Origin of the sequence: Phytobacter sp. V69 (assembly GCF_965644215.1) — a bacterium.
Taxonomy (GTDB): Bacteria; Pseudomonadota; Gammaproteobacteria; order Enterobacterales; family Enterobacteriaceae; genus Phytobacter.
The window spans coordinates 1-10,620 of sequence record NZ_CBFFRL010000169.1; the positions used below are offsets into that span (position 1 = coordinate 1).

Annotated in this window: 11 protein-coding genes; 3 read left to right on the plus strand and 8 right to left on the minus strand. The window is 55.1% G+C overall.

Translation table 11 applies throughout. The features are described from left to right. Positions 1–67: 67 nt before the first annotated feature. The 8 genes from ACSZPU_RS19510 to yieE form a co-directional block, all read right to left on the minus strand. Positions 68–496 (minus strand): fimbrial protein, encoded by a 429-nt coding sequence (locus ACSZPU_RS19510; protein ID WP_499002192.1) that lies wholly within the window; start codon positions 494–496, stop codon positions 68–70. A 357-nt stretch (positions 497–853) separates the two neighbouring features. Next, a complete protein-coding gene (locus tag ACSZPU_RS19515) occupies positions 854–1,051 on the minus strand; it encodes a hypothetical protein (protein WP_499002193.1) in 198 nt (65 codons plus the stop codon). 222 nt (positions 1,052–1,273) lie between these two features. After that, a complete protein-coding gene (locus tag ACSZPU_RS19520; protein ID WP_499002195.1) occupies positions 1,274–2,743 on the minus strand; it encodes an amino acid permease in 1,470 nt (489 codons plus the stop codon). A 592-nt stretch (positions 2,744–3,335) separates the two neighbouring features. Beyond that, positions 3,336–4,073, minus strand: a complete 738-nt coding sequence (locus ACSZPU_RS19525; RefSeq protein WP_499002197.1) for an amino acid ABC transporter ATP-binding protein — start codon at positions 4,071–4,073, stop codon at positions 3,336–3,338. Beyond that, positions 4,054–4,710 carry an amino acid ABC transporter permease gene (locus tag ACSZPU_RS19530; RefSeq protein ID WP_499002199.1) on the minus strand — a complete coding sequence of 219 codons (657 nt, stop codon included), beginning with the start codon at positions 4,708–4,710 and terminating at the stop codon, positions 4,054–4,056. Before ACSZPU_RS19530 ends, ACSZPU_RS19525 begins: the two co-directional genes overlap by 20 nt. Further along, the gene (locus ACSZPU_RS19535) at positions 4,710–5,375 is read right to left on the minus strand and encodes an amino acid ABC transporter permease (protein WP_499002202.1); all 666 of its coding nucleotides are present in this window, start codon (positions 5,373–5,375) and stop codon (positions 4,710–4,712) included. The genes ACSZPU_RS19530 and ACSZPU_RS19535 overlap by 1 nt, the downstream gene beginning before the upstream one ends. A gap of 9 nt (positions 5,376–5,384) precedes the next feature. After that, complete coding sequence (locus tag ACSZPU_RS19540) at positions 5,385–6,170, minus strand: transporter substrate-binding domain-containing protein (RefSeq protein WP_499002205.1); 786 nt, start codon at positions 6,168–6,170, stop codon at positions 5,385–5,387. Between the two features lie 177 nt (positions 6,171–6,347). Next, positions 6,348–7,214, minus strand: coding sequence for a DNA-binding transcriptional regulator YeiE (gene yieE, locus ACSZPU_RS19545; protein ID WP_499002208.1), 867 nt, complete (start codon positions 7,212–7,214; stop codon positions 6,348–6,350). A 120-nt stretch (positions 7,215–7,334) separates the two neighbouring features. Here yieE and ACSZPU_RS19550 point away from each other — a divergent pair, with 120 nt between their 5' ends. From ACSZPU_RS19550 to ACSZPU_RS19560, 3 genes are all read left to right on the plus strand, one after another. Beyond that, a complete protein-coding gene (locus tag ACSZPU_RS19550) occupies positions 7,335–8,387 on the plus strand; it encodes a YeiH family protein (protein WP_499002211.1) in 1,053 nt (350 codons plus the stop codon). A gap of 200 nt (positions 8,388–8,587) precedes the next feature. Next, the gene (nfo, locus tag ACSZPU_RS19555) at positions 8,588–9,445 is read left to right on the plus strand and encodes a deoxyribonuclease IV (protein ID WP_499002212.1); all 858 of its coding nucleotides are present in this window, start codon (positions 8,588–8,590) and stop codon (positions 9,443–9,445) included. Beyond that, entirely contained in the window at positions 9,446–10,546 is a 1,101-nt protein-coding gene (locus tag ACSZPU_RS19560; protein ID WP_499002214.1) for a sugar kinase, read from the plus strand. Positions 10,547–10,620: the final 74 nt, after the last annotated feature.

A 10,620-nucleotide genomic window follows, 5' to 3' on the forward strand; every position in this document is an offset into this window, starting at 1 on the left:
AGTCATGATAATAGGGCCTTCTGATTAGAAGGCCCTATTATCAATGATTTTTATCCTCGTGACGACACTATCTAGGTAACGGGTCAGTATACGTATAAGAGGCTCCGCTTAAATTCATCACCCCGGCGGCGCTCTGGCTACGGGAGAGCTGAATACCAAACCCCACCGCAGCGCCCTGCTGCTGTTTGATTTTCATCACGCCCTTCCCTGACACACTCACCACTCCATCACGCGGGGTCATCGTAATGCTAAGCTGGTTGGGGGTCAGCGCGTTGGTCGAATTCAAATTTGTCCCGTCAAACGTGGCCCAGCTGCTGGTCGCCGTACCGTAAAACTGGCCGCAGCCTTCAAGATGAATACTGGCATCCACCCACCCGCTTACGCTGCCCGTGCTGCTGAAATTTGCGACTTTATGCTTACCCAGATTCACGGTCATCGCTTTACTGGTGGTAATAATATTACAGGTGGGCACCGTCACTGTAACAGTGCCGGACATTTTGATCCGCTAGATCTCTACCATGTTGCCGCTTTGCCCCATGCTGAAAACCAATTCCGGGAAGGTGCTCATATCAATCACTCCCGGTGTCACCGGGCCCCTTTTGACCAGATAAAATGATGAGATAGCACCCCTGGAATTCCATGTACAGGTCCTGGCGAATAAACAGCCGACAGAGTACATCGTCCCCGGAAAATCACCATATACTTGTCTGAATCGAATACCAATCCCCGCCCCCCGGTCGGGTAAGTAACGCTGTCAAACACGGTTAGAGTAGGGGTGAAAGAGAAAGCATGTTGTATAAAAAAAAGCAGTCAAATTATTGCAGGTTATGCTCACCTTTCTCATACCTGACAATTAAATGTCCTGCTCGAAGACCTTTTGCCCCACGGTAGCAGTCGACATGACCGATATAGAAACATCGACTGGCATAGTGAGCGATTTGGCCTCGGTCATATTACTGGTTCCACTTTTAAAACCGCACGCCGCTTTCACCCCCACCGGCACCATCATCAGGCAAACCAGCAGCAGCGCCATTCCGTATCGTCGTATCATCCTTTCTCTCTCTGAACAATATTGCACCCAGTGCAGACCAGTCTGGGCGCGAGTGAGAAAGTATTGAGACAGACAGGGGGCTATCTTCGATAGTCGCAAAACGGCAGTTTTGTCAGCAAAAAAGAAGTGTAAGGGAATTCCCTGGCCCCACAGGCCTGATAAGCAAAACGCCCCGACAGATTGCCGGGGCGTTTTTATTGGTCACGACAGAAGAAGTATTCGTTACTTCTTAAAGCGTTCCGGGAACACCATATCTTTGTAGCTGACAAAGCGGGTGCCTTTCGAGAACTTGTAGCCAAACCAGATGATCAGGAACAGCGGAATACCAATGTAGGTTGCCGCAACGGAACCCCAGTCAATGGTATCGGCCAGGAACGCCTGATAGTTCTGGCCCAGGGTGATGATCAGGCACAGAACGAACGCGAAAATCGGTCCCAGCGGGAAGAAACCTGAACGGTACGGCAGATTATTCAGATCGTTGCCCTGCATCACGTAACCACGACGGAAACGGTAATGGCTGATGGCAATCCCCAGCCAGGCGATAAAGCCCGTCATACCGGAGGTGTTCAGCAGCCACAGGTAAACGGTCTGGTTGCCAAACATGGAGGTCAGGAAGCACAGCCCCGCGATCACAGTGGTAGCATACAGCGCGTTACGCGGCACACCGCCTTTCGACAGTTTGGCGAAAATACGCGGCGCTTTACCGTCACAGGCCAGGGTATAGAGCATACGGGTGGAAGCGTACATACCGGAGTTACCCGCCGACAGTACCGCCGTCAGGATAACGGCATTCATCACCGCCGCCGCAGACAGCAGACCCGCATGTTCAAATACCAGGGTGAACGGGCTGACGCTGATGTCTTTCACATCGTTACGCAGCAGGCTCGGATCGGTATAAGGAATGATCAGGCTGATAACCAGGATTGCGAACACATAGAACAGCAGAATACGCCAGAACACCTGACGCACCGCGCGCGGAATGTTCTTCTCCGGGTCTTCGGATTCACCCGCCGCGATACCAATCAGCTCGGTACCCTGGAAGGAGAAGCCAACAATCATCGCCACGCCAATCATCGCCGCAAAGCCTCCGGCAAACGGCGCATCGCCCGTCGTCCAGTTGCTCCAGCCCACAGGTTGGGTGCCTTTGAAAATGCCGACAATCATCATCACGCCAACGACGATAAAGATGATAACGGTGGCCACTTTGATGAGCGAGAACCAGTATTCCGCTTCGCCGAAGCCTTTAACGGAGATGTAGTTCAGCAAGAAGATCACGCACACGAACACGGCGCTCCAGATCCAGCCTGGCGTATCCGGGAACCACCAGGTCATCACCAGTTGCGAAGCCACCAGGTCAACGGCAATGGTGACGGCCCAGTTGTACCAGTAGTTCCAGCCCAGCGCGAAGCCAAAACCTTCTTCAACGTATTGCTGACCGTAGGTCGCGAAAGAGCCAGAAACCGGCATATACGCCGCCAGCTCGCCAAGGCTGGTCATCAGGAAATACACCATCAGACCGATAAGAATATAGGAGAACAGCGCGCCGCCTGGGCCTGCCTGAGAAATCGTCGCCCCTGATGCGACAAACAACCCTGTACCGATTGATCCGCCAATCGCGATCATCGTCAGGTGACGCGCCTTGAGTTCACGGCGAAGCGTGGGCGCTTGTGTGGTATTCGTTTCGGAAACCATAAGAAAATGCTATCCATCCAAAAAATGAGGCGCGATTGTAGCAAACGAAATGGCTTCCTTCCGGCACAATCCACGTCTTATTAGAGACCTTCATGATAGCCAGTGGATTATAAGTAAAGCAGTGGATGATACCCCTCACCCCAGCCCTCTCCCCATAGGGGCGAGGGTGAAAACCGCACCAGGCAGTCCCCTCTCCCCCAGGGCTGAGGGATCCCCAGTAATATTACGTTTTACAGCGATAACACCGCTAATGAGAATGAAACAGTTACAGCGATGACTGGGTCCGGCTGAAAATCGATGAGGCGTTGACGGCTGACCGGGGCCGCCCGCAGGGACGCGGGCGGAGGGGATAGCCTACAAGGATCCAAGCTGGTCCCCGACCCGAAAGTCAGACGGCATAAGACGAGTGGACCGCGAAGCGGCGATTTTCCTGGCCGGGAGCCCGGGTCGCCAGGGTGGTGGCGGTGAGTCACCCTGGCAAGTTCACGGGTTCTGTCGCGACAGAAAAGCAAAGAATATAAGGTGAACGGAATGACCACCAGAGCCGCATTTTCCCCCTCATTGGGTTAGCGTGGGGGGAAAACAGAAAGACCTAATTCAACCCCCGCACCGAGGCGATAAATTGCTGCAATTCCGGCGTCTTCGGCTGGGTAAAGAACGACTTACTTTCCCCCTGCTCCCATACTTTTCCCTGATGCATAAACACCACCCGGTCGCCCACTTCGCGGGCAAAACTCATCTCATGGGTCACCAGAATCAGGGTCATCCCCTCGGCGGCGAGCTGCTCCAGTACGCGCAACACCTCCCCCACCAGTTCCGGATCCAGCGCCGAGGTTATCTCGTCGCACAGTAGCACTTTCGGTTTCATCGCCAGCGCACGGGCAATCGCCACGCGCTGCTGTTGCCCGCCCGATAAATTCGACGGGTAATAATCGATTCGCTCCCCGAGACCGACTTTTTCCAGCATCTCGATCGCCAGCTTACGGCATTCATCCGCCGGCAGTTTCAGCACCCGACGCGGTGCCAGCATGACGTTCTCCAGCGCGGTCATATGAGGGAAGAGATTAAAACTCTGGAACACCATTCCCACCGAGCGGCTAATCTCTCGCGCCTGCGACTCCCGGTCGGTGACCGTCATCCCGCCGAGTTTAATACTGCCGTCCTGGTAGCCTTCAAGCCCGTTCATACAGCGCAGCAAGGTACTTTTCCCGGAACCGCTGCGCCCGATGATCGACACCACTTCGCCCATTTCGATATCCAGGCTTACGCCTTTGAGCACATGGTTCTCGCCATAGTATTTTTGCACGTCATTAATGGTGATGAGCGGCATGGAATTTCTTCTCCAGATAACGGCTGTAGCGCGACAGCGGGTAACACATCAGGAAATAGCCCAGCGCAACCAGGCCAAACACTTTAAACGGTGCAAAGGTGACATTGTTCAGCATGGTGCCCGCTTTGGTCAGCTCGACGAAGCCGATGATCGACGCCAGCGCCGTGCCCTTTATCACCTGCACGGAAAACCCGACCGTCGGCGCAATAGCAATACGAATGGCCTGCGGGGCAATCACACGAAACAGCGTCTGAGTGAAACTCAATCCCAGGCAGCGACAGGCTTCCCACTGCCCTTTCGGCAACGCTTTGATGCTGCCGTACCAGATATCCAGCAGGAAGGCGCTGGTAAATAACGTCAGCGCCAGCGTGGCCGCCGTCCACGGGCTTACGTCGATGCCGAATAGCGCGATACCGAAGAACGCCAGAAAGAGCTGCATCAGCAGCGGCGTGCCCTGGAAAAGCGCGGCATAGGCGCTAATAAAACGTTTCGGCCAGCGCCAGCGGCTAATGCGTAATACCAGCAGCGGCAGCGTCACTAGCGTGCCGCAGACAAAGGCGATCAGCGACAGCAGCAAAGTCCAGCGCGCTGCCAGCAGCAGGTTGCGCAGAATATCCCAGTCGGTAAATGTACTCATCAACTCTCGCTCCCCAACCACTTTCTTCCCGCCGCCATCAACACCTGACGCATCAGCAGTGACAGCGCCAGATACAGCAATGTGGTGATCAGATACACTTCAAAACTCAAAAACGTACGCGACTGGATCAGGTTTGCGGCAAACGTCAGCTCTTCATAGGAGACCTGCGACACCACCGACGATCCCAACATCACGATAATGCACTGGCTGACCAGCGCCGGATAAATGCGCCGCAGCGACGGCGGCAGAATCACGCGGATAAAGGTCTGCGTTCTTGTAAGCCCAAGTACCCGCGCCGCTTCCCACTGCCCTTTTGGTGCCACCTGAATCCCGGCACGGATAATCTCCGTGCTGTAAGCCCCCAGGTTCACCAGCATGGCGATCAACGCCGCCTCGCCTGCCGTTAATTTCAGCCCAAGACTGGGCAGGCCGAAAACGATAAAGAAGAGCTGCACCACGAACGGCGTATTACGAATAACCTCGACGTAAGCGCCCCAGATATGGCTGGCCAGCGATGGCTTACCGCTACGCAGCGCCGCGCCCAGAATCCCCAGCGACACGCCGCCGACGGTCGCCAGAATGGTTAAGGTTAAGGTGGTCCACAGCCCCGCGAGCAGCTGCGGCCAGAACGGCCACAGCGCGGCAAAATCAAGCGTCGTCGTCATGCCAGGCCCTTACGCGCCCAGCGAGGCGGGCAGCGGTGCCTGCATCCATTTCTGCGAGAAGTTATTGAGTGTGCCGTCTTTCAGCGCCTGTTCAATTAGCTTGTCGACTTCGGCTTTCAGCGCAGGCTCGTTTTTCTTAAGCCCGATAAAGCACGGCGAGTCTTTGAGCATAAATTTGCTGACCGGCGCTTTTTCCGGGTTCTGGCGGGCAATCGCGGCCACCACAACATTACCTGTCGCCATGTACTGCACCTGCCCGGAAAGATAGGCAGAGATGGTGGTGTTGTTATCTTCGTAGCGTTTGACGTCGGCATCTTTCGGTGCCAGATCGCTTAACACCATGTCTTCCACCGCACCACGGGTCACGCCCACTGATTTACCGCTCAGCGCGGCCGCATCTGCCAGAGTGGCGTCTTTCGGACCAAACACCCCAAGGAAGAACGGCGCATAGGCGCGGCTAAAGTCGATCACTTTTTCACGCTCGGCATTCTTGCCAAGGCTGGAGATGACCAGGTCAACTTTGTTGGTTTGCAGATAAGGAACGCGGTTGGCGCTGGTGACCGGCACCAGTTCCACCTTCACCTTCATTTCTTTGGCCAGATACTCGGCCATGTCGATATCGTAACCCTGCGGCTTAAGATCGGTTCCCACCGAGCCAAACGGCGGGAAGTCCTGCGGAACCGCCACGCGCAGCACGCCGCGTTTTTGGATATCCTGTAACTGATCGGCCATCGCCTGCCCTGCACAGGACAACATTAATGCCGCACCCGCCGCTGCCATCATCCACTTCTTCATTCTCGTCACCTCATCGCTAATGAAACAAAAGATTCTTTGAATCACTTTCTGCAACTAATGTGCCAACGAGATAAAACCGCAAATGCCCCCGCTACAGCAGGGCTAAGCAGTTATAAAGGAGAGATAAAGGCAGGCAGACAAGCACCATAATAGTGCAACTGCCTGTTGCTGGTGCAATCAAATCTCGCAATAACGCAAAAAGCGATTCAGTGCACTGGAAAGATGCTTTTGTCGGTGGTGGATGCGCCACAGGGTGCGCACCAGGCGGGGCAACGGAATGGGCACTTCCACCAGCGAGCCGGCGTCGAGCTGTTCGGCAATCACCCGCCGTGACAGACAGCTGATGCCAAGCCCATGGCGCACCGCGTGTTTGATAGCCTCGGAGTTACCCAGTTCCATGCCGAGATGAAACTCCGGCAAATGGGACAGCAGCAGATAATCGACAATTTCACGCGTACCGGAGCCACGCTCACGCAGGATCCACGGCGCAGCGGCCAGCCGCGACAGCGTAACCTCCCCTTGCAACAGCGGGGAATCCGGCGGCGCGAACACCACCAGCTCATCTTCAAGCCAGGGTTCTGCGATGATCTCCGCCGTATGGCATGGTCCTTCTATCAGGCCAATATCGACGCGAAAATCCGCCACCGCGTTGATCACGTCCTGGCTATTGCCCACGCTCATATCCAGCGGCAGAGCGGGAAAATCCCGCCGATAGTGGGCGATGATCTCCGGCAGGATGTAGTTACCAATCGTGCTGCTGGCATAAACGCGGATCGCCCCGTTCTCTTCACGAAACAGCTGCTCGATTTCCGTTGCCTGCTCCAGCAGCGCCAGCGCACGGGGATAGAGCAAGCGACCGTGCTCGTTCACCACCAGCCGTTTACCGACACGATCGAAGAGCTGAACGCTGAGCTGGCCTTCAAGATCGGTCAACGCGGCACTGACCGCCGATTGCGATAAAGACAGCATTTGCGAGGCTTGGGTCGTGGAACCGCTCTTGAGCACCTCGGCGAAAACTTCGAGCTGCCGTAATGTGATATGCATAAATTTTCACCGTCGGGGCAAGGGTCGCTTACCACTTATAAAGATTAATTATAAACATATAATCAATTTTACCTTTAAGCCAGAGCGCCGTAACCTTTTATCCAGAGAAAGGAGAAGGTTATGACCGAAATCACACATCATTTTCCACACAAGAAATACATTGCGCTGTTCGCACCGGGTCTGTTACTCAGTGCGTTCATCGCCGGGCTGGCATTGTGGCTGGGTAATATTCCTTCGGTCGCAGGTGCGGGTTTTAGCGCCCTGACGCTGGCGATTTTATTCGGCATCGCCGCAGGCAACACGCTTTACCCTCGCATCACCGGTCATTGTGATGCAGGGGTATTGTGGTCAAAACAGCATTTGTTGCGCCTCGGTATCATTCTTTATGGCTTCCGTCTGACATTTTCGCAAATTGCAGAAGTGGGCGTCTGCGGCATTGCTATCGATATTCTGACACTTTCCAGCACCTTTCTGCTGGCCTGTTTGCTCGGCCAGAAGGTGTTCGGGCTCGACAGAAAAACCAGCTGGCTGATTGGCGCAGGCAGCAGTATTTGCGGCGCAGCGGCCGTGCTGGCGACCGAACCGGTGGTTAAAGCCGAATCCAGCAAAGTGACCGTGGCCGTCGCCACCGTGGTTATCTACGGTACGCTGGCGATTTTCATCTACCCGGCCATATATCCGCTGCTGGCACACTGGTTCAGCCCGGAAGCATACGGCATCTATATGGGTTCAACCATGCATGAAGTGGCGCAGGTCGTGGCCGCCGGACATGCGGTGAGTCCTGACGCCGAGAACGCGGCGGTGATTGCCAAAATGCTGCGCGTGATGATGCTGGCCCCGTTCCTGATTCTGCTCGCATCCCGGGTCAAACAGCTTTATCCTGCCGCAGACGGCGAAAAAAGCAAAATTACCATCCCGTGGTTTGCGGTGCTGTTTATCCTGGTGGCGGTGTTTAACTCGTTCCACCTGCTGCCGCAAAGCGTGGTCAATGTACTGATTACCGTCGATACAGTCCTTCTGGCAATGGCGATGGCCGCCCTGGGATTGACGACGCATATCAGTGCGTTGAAAAAGGCCGGTGCGAAACCATTGCTGATGGCACTGGCGCTGTTTGTCTGGCTGATTGTCGGTGGCGGTGCAATTAACCTGCTGGTGCACCATGTGATGGCATAAAACCTTACGTCTGATTCCTGTTAACCCGCTATTATTGGAAAATGTTTTTTTAATTACGCAAAATCCCTCGCGTTGCATCAAGGCGGCAAATGAAAGAATCCCCGGAGCGTACAAAAGTGCGTGACGGGGTGAGTGAGTGAAGCCAACAACGATGCAGTGTGAAGGATGAAGCGTATGGCGGGTTTAACAGGAGTCTTTACATGAAATACATCGGAGCGCATGTCAGCGCCGCGGGCGGTCTGGCCAATGCCGCCATCCGCGCAGCAGAAATTGAAGCCACTGCGTTTGCCCTGTTCACAAAAAATCAGCGTCAATGGCGTGCCGCGCCACTCACCACCGAGACGATTGATGAATTCAAAACCGCCTGTGAAAAATACCACTATCAGCCGGGACAAATTCTGCCCCACGACAGCTACCTGATTAACCTGGGCCACCCGGTTGAAGAGGCGCTGGAGAAATCCCGCGACGCGTTTCTGGATGAAGTGCAACGCTGCGAACAACTGGGGCTGACGCTGCTGAACTTCCATCCCGGCAGCCATCTGATGCAAATCGACGAAGATAAGTGCCTGGCCCGTATCGCCGAATCCATCAATATTGTGCTCGCGCAAACCAAAGGCGTGACCGCGGTTATCGAAAACACCGCAGGCCAGGGGAGCAACCTCGGTTTCCGCTTTGAGCACCTCGCCGCCATCATCGACGGCGTGGAAGATAAATCCCGCGTCGGCGTGTGCATTGATACCTGCCACGCGTTCGCTGCTGGCTATGATCTGCGCACAACCGACAGCACCGCTAAGGTATTCGCCGAATTTGAACGCGTGGTGGGCTTCAACTACCTGCGTGGTATGCACCTGAATGATGCCAAAAGCGCCTTTGCCAGCCGCGTTGACCGCCACCACAGTCTGGGTGAAGGCAATATTGGTCATGATGCCTTCCGCTGGATCATGCAAGACGATCGTTTCGACGGTATTCCACTTATTCTGGAAACCATCAACCCGGACATCTGGGCAGAAGAGATTGCCTGGCTGAAAGCTCAACAAAATGAAGAGGCCGCGGCGTAAATGAATGACAGGGAAAAACAGATATTACAAATCCTGCGCAGCAACCCATTGATTCAGCAAAATGAGATAGGCGATATCCTGCAAATCAGCCGTTCACGCGTCGCCGCCCATATTATGGACCTGATGCGTAAGGGGCTTATCAAAGGCAAAGGCTACATTCTGACCGAGCAGGATTACTGCGTGGTGTTTGGCGCCATCAATATGGATATCCGCGGCATGGCGGATATCCATTACCCGCAGCCGGCTTCCAACCCCGGCAGCATTCAGTGTTCTGCGGGCGGCGTGGGGCGCAATGTGGCCCACAACCTCGCCCTGTTGGGCCGCGATGTGCATCTGATCTCCGCCGTGGGTGATGACTTTTACGGTGAGACGTTGCTGGAACAGACCCGCCAGGCGGGGGTGAATGTACAGAGCTGCATGCGTCTGCACGGGCACAACACCTCGACCTATCTGTCGATTGCCAATCAGCAGGAAGAGACGGTGCTGGCCATCAACGATACCCATATTCTGCAGCAATTGACGCCGCAGTTGCTCAACGCCTCGCGGGATCTGGTGATGCACGCAGGCGTGGTACTGGCCGATTGCAACCTCACCGAAGAGGCGCTGGAGTGGGTCTTCACCATGGCGGGGAATATCCCGGTGTTTGTCGATACGGTTTCCGAATTCAAAGCCGATAAGATTCGCCCGTGGCTGTCGCGTATTCACACCCTGAAACCCACGATGCAAGAGCTACAGATCTTATGGGGCCAGCCGATTCGCCGTGAATCGGACAAAATCGCGGCGGTCAATTCGCTCCATGAACAGGGGGTGCATCGCATCTTCGTTTATCTGGACGATGATTCCGTGTTCTGCTCTAAGCGTGATGGCGAACAGCACCTGCTGGCCTCACCGGATCACGCCTTTGCCGACCGCTTTGGCGCGGATGACGCGTTTATGGCGGGGCTGTTGTATAGCTTCCTGGAAGGGGGCGATTTTATGGAAAGTGCCCATTTCGCCATGGCCTGTGCGGCCATTTCCCGCGCCAGCGTCAGCATCAACAACCCTGCCCTGTCAGCGGAAAATGCCATGAGTCTGCTGAATACCCACACAGCGGAAGCCTAATAAATATCCTCCGGCATAGCCGGAGGTTTTTCTGATGCGCCTATAAGGCTCTCTTACCAGCCGCGCCCTAACAG

Bases quoted from the DNA above. Each gene is read 5' to 3' on its own strand.
- ACSZPU_RS19510 (WP_499002192.1), bottom strand. From the start codon at position 496: ATGTCCGGCACTGTTACAGTGACGGTGCCCACCTGTAATATTATTACC.
- ACSZPU_RS19515 (WP_499002193.1), bottom strand. From the start codon at position 1,051: ATGATACGACGATACGGAATGGCGCTGCTGCTGGTTTGCCTGATGATG.
- ACSZPU_RS19520 (WP_499002195.1), bottom strand. From the start codon at position 2,743: ATGGTTTCCGAAACGAATACCACACAAGCGCCCACGCTTCGCCGTGAA.
- ACSZPU_RS19525 (WP_499002197.1), bottom strand. From the start codon at position 4,073: ATGCCGCTCATCACCATTAATGACGTGCAAAAATACTATGGCGAGAAC.
- ACSZPU_RS19530 (WP_499002199.1), bottom strand. From the start codon at position 4,710: ATGAGTACATTTACCGACTGGGATATTCTGCGCAACCTGCTGCTGGCA.
- ACSZPU_RS19535 (WP_499002202.1), bottom strand. From the start codon at position 5,375: ATGACGACGACGCTTGATTTTGCCGCGCTGTGGCCGTTCTGGCCGCAG.
- ACSZPU_RS19540 (WP_499002205.1), bottom strand. From the start codon at position 6,170: ATGAAGAAGTGGATGATGGCAGCGGCGGGTGCGGCATTAATGTTGTCC.
- yieE (WP_499002208.1), bottom strand. From the start codon at position 7,214: ATGCATATCACATTACGGCAGCTCGAAGTTTTCGCCGAGGTGCTCAAG.
- ACSZPU_RS19550 (WP_499002211.1), top strand. From the start codon at position 7,335: ATGACCGAAATCACACATCATTTTCCACACAAGAAATACATTGCGCTG.
- nfo (WP_499002212.1), top strand. From the start codon at position 8,588: ATGAAATACATCGGAGCGCATGTCAGCGCCGCGGGCGGTCTGGCCAAT.
- ACSZPU_RS19560 (WP_499002214.1), top strand. From the start codon at position 9,446: ATGAATGACAGGGAAAAACAGATATTACAAATCCTGCGCAGCAACCCA.